This window comes from bacterium (assembly GCA_018812485.1).
Classification (GTDB): domain Bacteria; phylum JAHJDO01; class JAHJDO01; order JAHJDO01; family JAHJDO01; genus JAHJDO01.
This window is the reverse complement of sequence record JAHJDO010000072.1, coordinates 1-13,501: the sequence shown is the minus strand read 5'-3', so window position 1 is coordinate 13,501 and position 13,501 is coordinate 1. Positions and strand designations below refer to the sequence as shown.

19 protein-coding genes are annotated in these 13,501 nt (G+C 38.2%); 15 read left to right on the top strand and 4 right to left on the bottom strand.

What is annotated here, in order from left to right; all coding sequences use genetic code 11:
* Positions 1 to 215 precede the first annotated feature (215 nt).
* The 11 genes from KKC91_05700 (at position 216) to KKC91_05650 (ending at position 6,815) form a co-directional block, all read left to right on the top strand.
* Positions 216 to 521: a DUF134 domain-containing protein gene (locus KKC91_05700; GenBank protein MBU0478042.1), complete on the top strand. Its 306-nt coding sequence runs from the start codon at positions 216 to 218 to the stop codon at positions 519 to 521.
* Complete coding sequence (locus KKC91_05695) at positions 518 to 1,690, top strand: permease (protein MBU0478041.1); 1,173 nt, start codon at positions 518 to 520, stop codon at positions 1,688 to 1,690. Before KKC91_05700 ends, KKC91_05695 begins: the two co-directional genes overlap by 4 nt.
* A 20-nt stretch (positions 1,691 to 1,710) precedes the next feature.
* On the top strand, positions 1,711 to 1,959 hold the full coding sequence (locus KKC91_05690; protein MBU0478040.1) for a TM0996/MTH895 family glutaredoxin-like protein: 249 nt from the start codon (positions 1,711 to 1,713) through the stop codon (positions 1,957 to 1,959).
* Entirely contained in the window at positions 1,949 to 2,392 is a 444-nt protein-coding gene (locus KKC91_05685; protein MBU0478039.1) for a thioredoxin family protein, read from the top strand. Before KKC91_05690 ends, KKC91_05685 begins: the two co-directional genes overlap by 11 nt.
* Positions 2,392 to 3,096 carry a cytochrome c biogenesis protein CcdA gene (locus KKC91_05680; GenBank protein ID MBU0478038.1) on the top strand — a complete coding sequence of 235 codons (705 nt, stop codon included), beginning with the start codon at positions 2,392 to 2,394 and terminating at the stop codon, positions 3,094 to 3,096. Before KKC91_05685 ends, KKC91_05680 begins: the two co-directional genes overlap by 1 nt.
* A gap of 98 nt (positions 3,097 to 3,194) precedes the next feature.
* Entirely contained in the window at positions 3,195 to 3,527 is a 333-nt protein-coding gene (locus KKC91_05675) for a hypothetical protein (protein ID MBU0478037.1), read from the top strand.
* A 103-nt stretch (positions 3,528 to 3,630) separates the two neighbouring features.
* The gene (locus tag KKC91_05670; GenBank protein MBU0478036.1) at positions 3,631 to 4,263 is read left to right on the top strand and encodes a hypothetical protein; all 633 of its coding nucleotides are present in this window, start codon (positions 3,631 to 3,633) and stop codon (positions 4,261 to 4,263) included.
* An 80-nt stretch (positions 4,264 to 4,343) separates the two neighbouring features.
* The gene (gene arsM / locus KKC91_05665; protein MBU0478035.1) at positions 4,344 to 5,162 is read left to right on the top strand and encodes an arsenite methyltransferase; all 819 of its coding nucleotides are present in this window, start codon (positions 4,344 to 4,346) and stop codon (positions 5,160 to 5,162) included.
* Positions 5,163 to 5,194: 32 nt separating this feature from the next.
* Positions 5,195 to 6,301: an ACR3 family arsenite efflux transporter gene (arsB, locus tag KKC91_05660; GenBank protein MBU0478034.1), complete on the top strand. Its 1,107-nt coding sequence runs from the start codon at positions 5,195 to 5,197 to the stop codon at positions 6,299 to 6,301.
* Positions 6,302 to 6,342: 41 nt separating this feature from the next.
* The gene (locus tag KKC91_05655; GenBank protein ID MBU0478033.1) at positions 6,343 to 6,501 is read left to right on the top strand and encodes a hypothetical protein; all 159 of its coding nucleotides are present in this window, start codon (positions 6,343 to 6,345) and stop codon (positions 6,499 to 6,501) included.
* Between the two features lie 113 nt (positions 6,502 to 6,614).
* Entirely contained in the window at positions 6,615 to 6,815 is a 201-nt protein-coding gene (locus tag KKC91_05650) for a hypothetical protein (GenBank protein ID MBU0478032.1), read from the top strand.
* 3 nt (positions 6,816 to 6,818) lie between these two features.
* Here KKC91_05650 and KKC91_05645 read toward each other — a convergent pair whose 3' ends face one another.
* Both KKC91_05645 and KKC91_05640 read right to left on the bottom strand, forming a co-directional pair.
* Positions 6,819 to 7,778 (bottom strand): radical SAM protein, encoded by a 960-nt coding sequence (locus tag KKC91_05645; GenBank protein ID MBU0478031.1) that lies wholly within the window; start codon positions 7,776 to 7,778, stop codon positions 6,819 to 6,821.
* A gap of 78 nt (positions 7,779 to 7,856) precedes the next feature.
* Positions 7,857 to 8,711, bottom strand: a complete 855-nt coding sequence (locus tag KKC91_05640; protein ID MBU0478030.1) for a serine protease — start codon at positions 8,709 to 8,711, stop codon at positions 7,857 to 7,859.
* 195 nt (positions 8,712 to 8,906) lie between these two features.
* On the opposite strand from KKC91_05640, the gene lexA reads away from it, so the two are divergent.
* Positions 8,907 to 10,772 carry a transcriptional repressor LexA gene (gene lexA / locus KKC91_05635; protein ID MBU0478029.1) on the top strand — a complete coding sequence of 622 codons (1,866 nt, stop codon included), beginning with the start codon at positions 8,907 to 8,909 and terminating at the stop codon, positions 10,770 to 10,772.
* On the opposite strand, the gene KKC91_05630 is transcribed toward lexA, so the two are convergent.
* Positions 10,769 to 11,470 carry a glycosyl hydrolase gene (locus tag KKC91_05630; protein ID MBU0478028.1) on the bottom strand — a complete coding sequence of 234 codons (702 nt, stop codon included), beginning with the start codon at positions 11,468 to 11,470 and terminating at the stop codon, positions 10,769 to 10,771. The two genes, lexA and KKC91_05630, sit on opposite strands and share 4 nt — an antisense overlap.
* A gap of 1 nt (position 11,471) precedes the next feature.
* Positions 11,472 to 11,693, bottom strand: coding sequence for a helix-turn-helix transcriptional regulator (locus KKC91_05625; GenBank protein MBU0478027.1), 222 nt, complete (start codon positions 11,691 to 11,693; stop codon positions 11,472 to 11,474).
* A gap of 107 nt (positions 11,694 to 11,800) precedes the next feature.
* On the opposite strand from KKC91_05625, the gene larE reads away from it, so the two are divergent.
* The 3 genes from larE to KKC91_05610 form a co-directional block, all read left to right on the top strand.
* Entirely contained in the window at positions 11,801 to 12,625 is an 825-nt protein-coding gene (larE, locus tag KKC91_05620; protein ID MBU0478026.1) for an ATP-dependent sacrificial sulfur transferase LarE, read from the top strand.
* 77 nt (positions 12,626 to 12,702) lie between these two features.
* The gene (locus KKC91_05615; GenBank protein MBU0478025.1) at positions 12,703 to 13,146 is read left to right on the top strand and encodes an Rrf2 family transcriptional regulator; all 444 of its coding nucleotides are present in this window, start codon (positions 12,703 to 12,705) and stop codon (positions 13,144 to 13,146) included.
* Between the two features lie 17 nt (positions 13,147 to 13,163).
* A partial coding sequence (locus tag KKC91_05610; GenBank protein MBU0478024.1) for a 7-cyano-7-deazaguanine synthase occupies positions 13,164 to 13,501 on the top strand: 338 nt, incomplete at its 3' end.

Sequence of the window (13,501 nt, the reverse complement as noted above, 5' to 3'; positions counted from 1 at the left end):
GTCAACCACATCGGCGAGAAAACTTATTAGCTTAACTTAACACGTATGCCCCCAAACCCCCATTCTTGGGGGCTTTTTAGGTGTGCACTTTTAAAACTTAAATCGCTTAAAAACTGTGCACTTTTAAATTTTATCTGACAAGCGAAGGATTTTACTTGACATAGAATTTCCAATTGTTTATTGTGAACATATGTTCACAATAATGGGGAAATTTGATGAGACCGAAGAAGATAAGATGGGTTAAGTGTGAACCGGGAGAGAGATGTTTCAGGCCGCAGTGTAAGCCTTTAAGTAAATTGACCGGTGTATATTTGACCCTTGATGAATTTGAGGCAGTAAGACTTGCTGATTTAGAAGAACTGAAACAAGAAGAGGCGGCAAAGAGAATGAATATTTCAAGACCGACTTTTTCGAGAATTATGTCTTCCGCCCACCGAAAGATTGGTGATGCGCTAGTAAATATAAAAGCAATAAAGATTCAAGGCGGGTGCTGCGAGATTTTAGAAAAGAGAAAAGAATGAAAGAGAGCAAAAAACTTTTATTGATGACTGCGGTATTTTTTGGGTGTTTTTATCTTCCTGTTGAGATGCTGCCGTTTAGAAATCCTGTATTTGAAGCACTGGCTTTGGCCAGATGGTATGCGCGTGAACATGTTTTGCTTTGTCTTGTGCCTGCGTTTTTTATTGCCGGAGCGATTTCCGCCTTTGTGAGTCAATCTTCTGTGATCAAATATTTCGGGGCAAAGGCAAATAAATTTTTAGCTTATAGCGTTGCTTCTGTTTCCGGGACAATTCTTGCTGTGTGTTCTTGCACTGTATTGCCTCTGTTTTCCGGGATTTATAAAAGAGGCGCCGGGTTAGGTCCTGCCACAACATTTCTCTATTCAGGCCCCGCCATTAACGTATTAGCGATTATTATGACAGCTCGTATCTTGGGCTGGCAGTTAGGATTGGCAAGAGCTATCGGAGCAATAGTTTTCAGCATAGTCGTTGGCTTTCTGATGCACCTTATATTCCTTAAGGAGGAAAGAGCAAGACATGCCAATGGCGCTTTTCAGTCCGGAGAAGAAAAAGAAGCCCGACCTCTCTGGAAAAACGCTTTCTACTTCGCGTCTATGGTAGGTGTGCTTGTATTCGCTAATTGGAGTAAAGTTCAAGCAGAAAATACTGGCTTGTGGGCATCTATTTTTAGTGTGAAATGGATAATAACTGCGGTTTTCTTATTATCACTGTTAATAATGCTCATAAGGTGGTTCAAGCGGAAAGAGCTAAAGGAATGGACTATTATGTCATGGGGATTTGCAAAACAGATTATGCCTTTGCTTTTAGCGGGTGTAATCGTAGCAGGTCTTCTTTTAGGCAGACCTGATCATGAGGGATTAATCCCTTCATGGATTATTTCAAAAGCCGTTGGCGGCAATTCAATTTTGGCCAATTTCTTTGCCTCTATAGTAGGGGCGTTTATGTACTTTGCAACATTAACTGAAGTTCCAATTTTACAAGGCCTTATTGGAGCGGGCATGGGGAAAGGACCTGCTTTAGCCTTGTTGTTAGCAGGTCCGGCATTGAGTTTGCCTAATATGCTGGTTATTAGAGGGGTTATTGGAACAAAAAAAACAGTCGTATACGTAAGTTTAGTAGTCATTATGGCTACAATAAGCGGCATTTTATTTGGATACATTGTAAGCTGAAATCAAGGAGGTGATTAGAAATGAAGATTGAAATCTTGGGAACAGGTTGTCCGAAGTGTAAGAAACTGGCTGAGCTTGCCGGGCAGGCAGTGAAAGAATCTGGAATTGAAGCGGAGATAACCAAGGTAACAGAGATTAAAGAAATTATGAATCGTGGAGTAATGTTAACTCCTGCTTTGGTCATTGACGAAGAAGTTAAAAGCGCGGGTAAAGTACCAGGCCTAGAAGAAATCAAAAACTGGTTAAAGGAGAGGCAAAATGTATCATAAGCTGGTAAGAAATATCTGTTTTATAGTAGTGTCTACTTTGCTTTTTTCTGTTCTAGGCTGTAGCAGTTGTTGTAATGGGGAAAAGCAAACTCATCAGGAAGAACAGTTAAATTCCAAAACAGAGACAGAGATTCCTGCGCAGGAAAGCAAAACTACTAAGGTTACTTTTATAGAACTTGGTTCTGTTAACTGTATTCCCTGCAAGATGATGCAGCCGATAATGAAGGAAATTGAAGAGGAATATCCTGATGTAAAAGTAATCTTTTACGATGTCTGGACTTCTGAAGGAAGGCCTTACGGACAGAAGTATGGTATCAGGGCGATTCCCACACAGGTTTTTCTCGACAAAGACGGAAAAGAATTTTTCCGGCATATGGGCTTCTTCTCTAAAGAAGAAATAGTTAAGATACTAAAGAAGCAGGGAGTTGAATAATGATAAGAGCCATGTTTGAGTGGTTATCTAATTCTCTTCAATCAGGCCCGATTATTGCCTTAACCGCTTCTTTTGTCTGGGGAGTATTAAGTATCTTATTGAGTCCATGCCACCTGGCGAGCATTCCTTTAATTGTAGGTTTTATTGATGAACAGGGAAGGATATCCACAAAAAGAGCATTTCTTATAGCATCGCTTTTTTCTTCGGGAATCTTAATAACTATTGCTGCAATAGGATTAATTACCGGACTTTTTGGACGAATGCTGGGTGATATAGGGCCTTATGGAAACTATATTGTAGCCGTAATATTCTTTATCATAGGTCTTCATCTTTTAGGAATTATTCCTCTTCCTTTTCTCGGAAAATCAAGTCAGCCTGCGTTTAAGAGGAAAGGTCTATTAGCTGGGTTTATACTGGGGCTCGCTTTTGGCATTGCCCTCGGGCCATGCACTTTTGCCTATATGGCACCTATGCTTGGCATTGCATTTAAGATAGCATCTACACAGTTTCTCTACGGGGTAACACTTCTATTTGTTTATGGCATTGGTCATTGTTCAGTGATTGTTTTCGCAGGAACTTTTACAGAAGTTGTCCAGCATTATTTGAACTGGAATGAGAAATCCAAAGGTACGCTTATTTTAAAAAAGATTTGCGGAGTTCTTGTTCTATTAGGCGGAACCTGGCTGATTTATACGGCTACATAAACTGATTTAGAGAGTTTTTCAAAGGGTTGGGTGCAAAATTTGAGACTGACGCGAATGCAAAAGATGAGCTTTGTGAATGCTATAGGAGTTAAAGAAATATGAAGGCAACTGTTGAGATTGAAGCTGGCATCTGTGGATTCAGGACAACGGCATGTGTTAATAGCGAAGATAGTCAGAATGTAACATTCGACATTGATACAAACTGTGACAAAATTGCCCGGTTGGCTCAAGCCATTGAAAAAAAAGGACCTATTGATGCTTATCAGGAAATCAATCCTAATGGCCCAGCTATGATTATGACAACTGTTCGGGAAACGCTGACAGGCTGCTGCGCAGGCTGTGCTGTTCCAGTCGGGTTATTCAAGGCGATGCAGGTTGCTGCCGGCCTGGCTTTACCGAAAGACATAAACATCAAGCTTGCAAAGGATTAAATATGAAAAGATGTAGAAAATTTACCTGAGTTTTTGGGCAAAAACCAATAACTGTAAGGATAACGACGACGAAAGGAGTCAATAATGGAAAAAGGGAGGAATTATGAAAAAGATGAAATCTGAAAATTGCGGTCCGGGATGTGATTGCGGTAAACCGTCGAGAAATACAAAGGTAAAAGCCGTAGTCTGCCTTATTGTGCTGTTAGCGATAGGCGGCATTTTTGTTTACAAAGCAAAAACCGCAAAACAGATTGCCCCGGTTAATACGGCTACCACATTTGCTGCTCCTGTTGCAAAAGAAGTAAATGAACAGAAACCCGAAGTCTCGACTATCGACAAACAGGAACCTATCGTGGGCGAATTTCTGGATTCACTGGCCGCACTGAATACACTTGCCATTAATCAGGATACTGTATTTGTCTTTGTCCCCGTCAAGGGAAACGACACCCTCAGCAAGGAAATCACGGATGCCATAGCCTCTGCTGAGCAAAAAATTAAAGCCACCGGCACAAACCTCGGCTTATACACTTTACAGTCCAGTTCTCCCGAATACGCCAATATTGCCGCTCAATTGCCTTTGCCGGGTATTTTGATAATGAGCAAAGGTCGCGGTATGGGAACTGTGTCTGGAGGAATAACAGAAGAGAAAATTTTGCAGGCTTATGTCGCGTCCTCCCGCGCAGGAGGTTGCGGGCCATTGGGGTGTGGACCCTCATCCTCAGGCTGTGGTCCTTAATCCCCAGCCACTGGTCCCAGGTCGTAAAGGAAGGATATTGTAATGCTTGAAGATATATCAAAGGAATTTTGAGGTGTTATATGACTGCTGAATCAAACGAAAAAATCAGAGAAACAGTTCGGAAAGGATACACAGATATAGCCAAAGGCAAATCGGGCTGCTGCTGCGGTTCTTCATCGCCCGACAAACTCGCCGGAGCCATCGGTTATACAAACGAAGAGCTGGAAATATTGCCCGATGGCGCCAATATGGGTCTATCCTGCGGCAATCCGACCGCTATCGCCAATCTCAAGCCGGGACAGGTTGTTCTGGACTTAGGCAGCGGCGGCGGATTCGACGTCTTCATCGCCGCCCGTAAAGTGGGACAGCGAGGTAGAGCGATCGGCGTCGATATGACCTCGGAAATGCTCGGCAAGGCAAGAGCGGGCCTTTCAAAATTCACGGAAAAGACAGAGCTTTCCAACGTCGAATTCAGGCTTGGTGAAATAGAACATCTTCCCGTAGCAGATTCAAGCATCGATGTAGTAATCTCAAACTGTGTTATTAATCTTTCGCCGGACAAGCAACAGGTCTGGAATGAAATTGCACGCGTATTAAAATTGGGCGGCAGAGCATGCATTTCTGACCTTGCCTTAAAAAAACCTTTGCCAAAGGAAGTACTTGATTCTGCTGCTGCACTGGTAAGCTGTGTCGCTGGTGCGGTTCTTATCGATGAAACTATAAAAATGGCAAAACAGGCTGGTTTGACTGATATTCAAATAGAGGAGAAGGCATACAGTATCGATGTGATGGCGGATTGTAACGATCCACTTTACAGACAAGTCAAAGAATCTTTGCCACAGGGTGCAAAACTTAGCGACTATATTATCAGTGTTAATATAACCATAACAAAAACCTAATACAGGATCATTTTATTAATGGAGATCCAATTATGACACAAAATGTTGAAGTGGCGACAAAAGATAAAAAAGGGCTTAACATTTTTGAAAAATATCTAACGGTATGGGTTATAGGCTGTATTGGCTTAGGCATACTGCTTGGGAAAATGTTTCCGGATGTCGCTATTACATTAGATGAGATATCCATTTACCAGGTATCAATTCCTATCGCAATATGTCTATTCTTTATGATGTATCCGATTATGGTTAAGATTGATTTTGCTGAGGTCATTAAAGCGGGAAAAACTCCAAAGCCGGTTTTTCTTACTCTATTTATTAATTGGTGTATTAAGCCTTTCACTATGCTTGCCATTGCAACATTATTCCTAGGAGTATTTTTTAAAGGGTGGTTGCCAGGGATAGAGATCATTAAAGATGGTTCACAGGTCGAATTGTACAGATCTTATATTGCGGGATGTATTCTCTTGGGCATAGCTCCTTGCACGGCAATGGTTCTTATATGGGGACACTTGTCAAAAGGCAATGATGGTCACACACTTGTTATGGTAGCAATAAACTCTTTGACCATGCTATTCCTTTACGCGCCTTTAGGGAGTTGGTTGTTAGGAGTTAATAAGATGCCTATTCCATGGCAGACAATTGTATTATCAGTTGTAACTTATGTAGGATTACCACTTTTCCTTGGTTATCATTCAAGAAAATGGATTATTAATAAGAAAGGGTTTAAATGGTTTGAGGAGAAATTCCTGCGTTATCTAACCCCTGTCTCTATAGGGGCATTACTTGTTACACTTATCCTTTTATTCTCGTTTAAGGGCGAACTTATTATTAAGCAGCCACAACTGATATTCTTGATAGCTATACCTCTCTTTATTCAGACATGTCTAATCTTTGCTTTAACCTATGCAATAGCAAAATGGTTAAAATTATCTTATAAAGATGCGGCGCCTTCTGCTCTTATAGGAGCAAGCAATCATTTTGAAGTAGCTATTGCCACTTCAGCAATGCTTTTCGGTTTATCTTCTGGAGCGTCATTGGCAACAGTAGTAGGTGTTTTGATTGAAGTACCGGTTATGCTTATGCTTGTAAGGGTGTGTTTAAAGACTAGGCATTTGTTTGAAAGAGCGGTCAAAGTGTGATATTATTAAGCTTGTAAAGAGTTTAAAAGGAGGTGAGTCAGATGGGATGCTGCGGTTCAAAGCCTAGGAAAAAGATAAAGTACAAATGCGCTGACAATTGCTGCGACAAAATAGTAGAAGTTGAAGAATGCCAGCCTGTTCCAGAATGCTGTGGAAAGCCGATGGTTAAAAAAGATGATTCCTGCTCCTGTTGTTCGTAATAATAAGTAGAAAGATATAAAGGCAAGGTTATTTACCCCTTGCCTTTGTTCTTGAAAAGAAAGGAATCACGAGAACAAAATAGTTAATTGACAATTTATCAGAGGAGCAAAAAATGGAAGTAAATAAAAATACAACATTAGCTGATATACTAAAGATTGATGGTGCTGAAAAAATGCTTTCCAAATATCAGTTGCCGTGTTTACACTGCCCTATGGCAAAGATGGAAATGGAAAAGTTAAAGATAGGCGAAGTTTGTAAAATGTATGGCATAGATGCCAAAAGTTTGTTAGAGGATCTAAATAGAATTCTTTGAACATTAAAACGGCTGGTCTTTTTCAAAATCAGGCAGGAACAGGTCTGAACTATCTATTCCCTGAATCAGGCAGTTCTTAAATCCTAGTCCTTCTGCCCAATTAATGACTTTCTTATATTCTTTGCCTGTAATTCTTTGATTTACTCTTTTGTCTTTATTTGCCCTGTACGAGGGATGATATTGACTCATCAGTCCAATCCATACATCCCTAGAAATTTTATTTGCTAAAAAAGACAGCGTATTGTAACTACCAGCAAGGTCATCCGGCAGAATAAGATGTCTTATTAAAAGACCGCTTACTGCTACTTTACTGTTATCAAGTTTAAGGTTTCCAACCTGGCAAAACATTTCCACAATAGCAGCCCGGTTGTGCTGTGGGTAATCAGGTGCTGAAGAGAGTTTCTCTGCTGTTAGATTATCTGAATACTTCATATCGGGTAAGTATATATTAACTATACCGTCAAGGAGTTTAATGATTTCCAGAGAGTCATAACCTCCCGTATTATAAACAATCGGGATTTTCAATCCCTTCCCTATCGCCATATATAATCCCTCGAGTATTTGCGGCAGGAAGTGAGTGGGAGAAACCAAGTTTATATTATGAGAACCACTTTTTTGAAGAGAGAGCATCATATCCGCAAGTTCTTCTGTTGTTACTTTATTCCCCATACCAAGCTGGCTGATTTGATAATTCTGACAGAAGATACATTTAAGATTGCAATTCGAAAAAAATATTGTTCCGGAACCACTTGTTCCTGATATCGGCGGCTCTTCCCCAAAATGCGCCACGGCTCTTGAGACAATCAAATCTTTACCAGACCTGCAAAATCCCTTTTTATCTTTTAGCCTGTTGACACTGCAATTACGAGGACAAAGAGTGCATGAGGAAAGAATTTCATGAGCTCTCTTGACTTTCTCTTTCAGAAGACCGGATTTATAGGTTTTTAGGTATTTAGGAAACATGGAGATATATAAATTTTTATTTCAGTAAGTCTGTTAAATTTTTAAAAAATAATTAAGCGTTGTGTCCCAGAATTATCCCTATTGTTTCATCTCGCCTTTTGACTTCAAAAATGCCTCTATTGTCTCAAATACTGTAGCTGCTTTTATAACAATACCCAAATCTACCATTTGTTGCGTTTTAACTACTGGAGTTAACCTTGTAGGAATATCTACAAAGTCCCATTTCCCTTCTTCTTTCCTTAAATAAGTCTCTGAAATCAGTCCTAAAAAGATTAGCCGTGACCCAACGACTAATCCTCCTTTTCTAGGAGAATAACTTCCCTTGTTAAATATAAATACAGGGCTTCCACTGGATCCAGGAAATACAGCTGCATCTATCAAGAATTGAGGTAACCCAGAATAATTTATTTTTACAGGAGTCGCCGTCATCCCTCTTCGGATAACAGGCAGGAAATTAACAGAGTCATAAATGCCACTCGGATAACCCACAAAAACAACTTCTTCTATGGCATCGAGGTCGTTCTCCTGTTCTGAAGTAGGGAGTAAATCTTTGGAAACAGTTCTAAAAAATATTTTCCAATTTCTTTTCTGTGTTTCAGAAATAATTACTGCTAGAGGCATGACAGTAACGTCTATCTTATCATTGGGGTGTCCGTACCACATTTTTTGAATATTATCCAGCTTAATATTGTAGGCCTTCCCCAGAATTGGACATTTACCATCACTTTGTATAAAGAAAAATTTTGCTTTTTGTGCATTTTTAACAACATGCTTATTAGTTACCAAGAATAGTCCTTCTTTATCACTCCACTTATAACTTACAATAAAACCAGTACCTACGTCATTCACGATTTTACCATCCTTGTCAATACATTCTGTCTCTATTCTAACTGTGATAAAAAACAGTTGTTCTGCCATACTTTCTACTTCCATAGACTCACCTCCATAGGTAGACTCTGCGTATGAAACAAACGGAAACATTAAAGAAAAAATTAAAAAAATACTTAATAAACATACTTTTCTGTATTTTCTCTTTCTCATAAAGCTCTTTTTTATTGACTCCCTTAATAATTTGCACTATAATCGAAAATAAATCGAAAGTCAAGGATTGTTTCTGCGGAGGCGAAAATGCTCACAAAACGGCAAAAGCAAGTACTGGATTACATTGGAAAATATATCACTAAGCATGACTATGCTCCCTCTCTTGAGGAAATCAAGAAACACTTACTCCTTTCTTCCGTTTCAACTGCTCATTATCACGTTCAAGCTCTTCAGAATATGGGTTACTTACACAAAGAAGATAACCAGCCTAGAGCATTGATTCCTAAAAAGAATGCCCAATCTATCGAAATACCCATAGTCGGCACTATTGCTGCCGGTCAGCCAATTGAAGCAATTGAACTGCACGACAAAACAATTACTCTTTCCCGAAATGAAATTAGCAGGGCAGGTAAATATTATGCTTTGCGCGTTACTGGTGATAGCATGACTGAAGAGGGCATTTTTGATGGCGATATAGTCGTTATTAAAAAACAAGAAACTGCTGACAATGGCCAAACCGTTGTAGCGATAATTGATGAAAATGAAGCCACATTAAAAAAACTTTACCGAGAAAACAATCAATTCAGATTACAACCCGCAAATCTTACGCTATTGCCAATTTATCGACAAGAGGTCGAAATTAGAGGTATTGTTGTAAAGATAATTAGAAATCTAGAACCTCTTTTAGAAAAAGATAAATATAAGGATGTAAAGCTAAAAAGGCGCATTGACTATTCATGGGATTATAGAGGCGAAAAAACAAAATCTTATACTCATGGTTTGCACAGTTATCCGGCAATGTTTATCCCTCAAGTCGCAAGACGCCTAATAGAGACATACAGCAGGAAAGGCGATACTATCTGCGATATCTTTTGCGGCTCTGGAACCGCTTTAGTTGAGAGCAGACTACTAGGTAGAAATGCTTACGGAATTGATCTAAATCCATTTGCTGTCTTCTTAGCAAAAGCAAAAACAACTGAAATAAATCCATCCGTACTTACAAAGGAATATTTCAATTTACTTAATAGATTTGACCATATAAAAAATGACGAAATTGTACTGCCAAATTTTATGAATCTGGACTTTTGGTTTAAAGAGAAAGTTATTTTGAAATTGGCAAAATTAAAAAAGGCTATTAACGATATAAAAAATGAAAAAATGGAAAACTTTTTTTTAGTTTCCTTTAGCGAAGTAGTCAGACTTTCTTCAAATACAAAGAACGGCGAATTTAAACTTGTGCGAATAAAAGCTGATAAGCTGAAAAATCACAGCCCTAATGTGCTTGACATTTTTAAGAAAAAAACTGAATTAAATATTGAGGGGATGAGAAAGTTCTATCAAGAAGTTGACAAAGATACATGGACTAAACCCATCTATGAGGATACTTCTCTAATCAGCACAATAAAAAACGATTCCATAGATTGTATTATAACATCCCCGCCCTATGGCGACAGCAGAACAACCGTGGCATATGGACAATTCTCAAGATTATCTGCTCAGTGGATTGACATTTTTAAAGATCCCAACACTGCATCAGGCGTTGACAATAAATTATTGGGCGGTAAACCGACTAGCAATCTACTTCATTCTCTTGAATCTTCTCATTTAAGGGAATCTTTAGAAAGAATTCAAGAAATGGATAAAAAGAGAGCAAGGGATGTATTAAGCTTTTATATAGGTTTAAATGAATGCCTAAAGAAATCCTATGAGATATTGAAAAGGAAAAAATATTTTTGCCTAGTTATCGGCAATCGATTAGTAAAGCAGGTACGTATACCGACTGACTTCATCGTCGCAGAGTTAGGCGAAAAAATTGGTTTTACCTGTGAAGATATCTTTGTTAGAAATATTCCCGGCAAAAGAATGCCTGCGAAAAATTCCCCTACAAATATTGCAGGGGAACTGGAAGAAACAATGACAAAAGAAAGCATTGTTGTTCTGAGAAAGAGCTAAATCAATCTAATCTTGGTTTTGAAGCAGTCGTACAGGCTATTGATCTTAACCCTAAAACCTGTTCCGTGATTTCTTACCGTACCATTAGGTCTATAATACATTCTAAAATCAACTACTATCTGATCTTTTTTGACCATCTTCTTAAATAATTCAAAACTAAAACCCTTCAATAAATAAGCTTCATTGAAGTGGAAATGTTCAAACGAATTTATGATTTTTTTATCAGCCAAAACATAAACAAGAGCCGGTAACTTAGCTTCAAATTTCTTTTTTACCGATTCAATGTCCCAATAGATATTTAATCGTTTCCCTTTTCCTTTAACTTTGATTTTATCTTTGCTAACGGATAACCTTAATTTCTGATTATTGTATCTTTTGCATGAAAGTGTGCTGTGCAACTCTTTTGAACGCTTATTATCTCTGTGAGAATAGCCGAAATTATCAAGCAATAATCTATCTCTATCTCCGCCTTTGGGTAACGGTTCAAGTGTAAAGAGAGTCAACATGGATTTTGCTTCTTTGCGGTACGCTTTTAATTCAGCAACACCTGCAATATCGTGGAGAGGAATATTATTCTCTGGTATATCAAGCAAATCTTCTAGCGTTTTACCAATTCCAGTATCACTAATGCGATGGGTTTTGATGAATCCTTCTTTTTTTATTTGTTGAAGTTTTCGTTTTAGCTCTTTTAAATCCATATTACTTTATAAAAAAGTTCAGTGATTTTTTATAGATCTTTGCAAACTCCTTCAATTGAATCACGTCAATACGGCGTTGTCCTGCTTCTACCTTAGAAATATAAGATTGAGAAACATCTAACAAATTAGCAACCTGCCCTTGATCAATCCCAGCATCTTTCCGAGCTTGCTTTAATCGGTCAACTAAATATTTATGTTCTTTTGAATATAAAGCTTTCTTCATAATTATACCCTTTATACTATATTCCATTTTGTAATATGCCAAAACGGAATATAATTAACTTATTATTCGCCTCGACACAAGATATAATCTTTTATATATTTTCCATAATGAATAAAAAAATGCAGCAGTTAAAGAAAATTTTAGCTAAGATGGAGAGTGTCTTAATAGCCTATTCAGGCGGCGTGGATAGCACTTTTCTGCTTAAAGTAGCCAAAGATGTATTAGATGATGATAAAGTAGTGGCTGTCACTGCAACTTCTTTAACTTATCCTGCCTGTGAAATAAAAGAGGCAAAAACTATCGCAAAAAGATTAAGAGTGAAACATTTGGTTATTAAAACCGATGAATTTTTAAATCAGAAATTTGTAGAGAATTCTGCTGATAGATGTTATTGGTGTAAAAAGGAATTATTTTCCAAATTAATTGCATTAGCCAAGGAATATAAATTAAACTATGTTTTAGATGGTTCAAATTATGATGACACAAAAGACTTCCGTCCGGGAATGAAAGCAGCGATGGAATTGGGTGTAAGGAGCCCGCTTGAAGAGGCAGGTCTTACTAAGGATGAAATTCGCAGCTTATCAGAAAGGCTTGGATTACCTACATGGAGCAAACCATCCTTTGCCTGTCTTGCCAGTCGTTTTCCCTATGGAATGAAGATAACCAAAGAAAATCTTGCCAAAGTTGATAAAGCAGAGGCATTCTTAAGAAAATTTGGCATAACCCAGGTAAGAGTAAGGCACCATGATCAGACTGCCCGAATAGAAGTTTGCAAAAATGAAATATCCAGGTTATTAAAAGAAGAGGCAATGGATAAAATTATAACTAAATTCAAGGAATTAGGTTATAATTATGTAACAGTTGATTTAGAAGGATATAGAACAGGTAGTATGAATGAAATTCTAAAAGTAAATAGCAATAAAAATTCTTGACAAGCTTTTTTATTTTGGTATAATCCCTACTAATATGCTAGGATTAGTAGGGAGTGAATTAAGTTGGAGAATAACTTATGATGCGGATTTCTACTAAAGGGCGCTATGGTGCAAGGCTGATGTTAGAACTTGCCCTTCACTATGAGAAAGGAACTGTTTTGCTTAAGGATATTGCTAAAAGACAGGAGATATCCGAAGGATATTTAGAACATATTGTTCCAATACTTAAATCCGCTGGACTTATAAGTTCAAGCCGTGGCGCACATGGAGGATATACTTTGGCTAGAAACCCTTCTGATATAACTTTTAAAGATATAGTTGGAGCCTTGGAGGGAAATTTAGCAGTTGCAGAATGTGTTAGCTCACCTAAAGTTTGCCATAGAGTTGATTCCTGTGTGACTCGGGAGATATGGGAACAGATGAGTGAGAAGATTACAGAGGTTTTAGCGTCTACCATATTAGAGGACATAGTCAAACGCCACAGGGAGAAACAGCAGCAGCCTTTGATGTATAGCATATAAAAAAAGCGACCATGAAAATGAAAGCAATAGCCTTACTTTCAGGAGGATTAGATAGTACTTTAGCCATAAAGATTATTCTTGAGCAGGGTATTGAAGTAGAGGCGGTTAATTTCTTCACTCCTTTCTGTCAATGTAATCGCAAAGAAAGTGGTTGCGGACATGAGGCAAAGAAAGTAACGGATAGATTTGGAATAAAGCTAAAAATGTTCAATATCTCCACTGAATATCTTAAGATGTTAAAAAGCCCTAAATATGGCTATGGAAGAAATCTAAATCCTTGTATTGACTGTAGAATCTTAATGAACAAAAAAACTAAAGAGTACATGGGAAAGATAGGCGCATCATTTGTAATTAC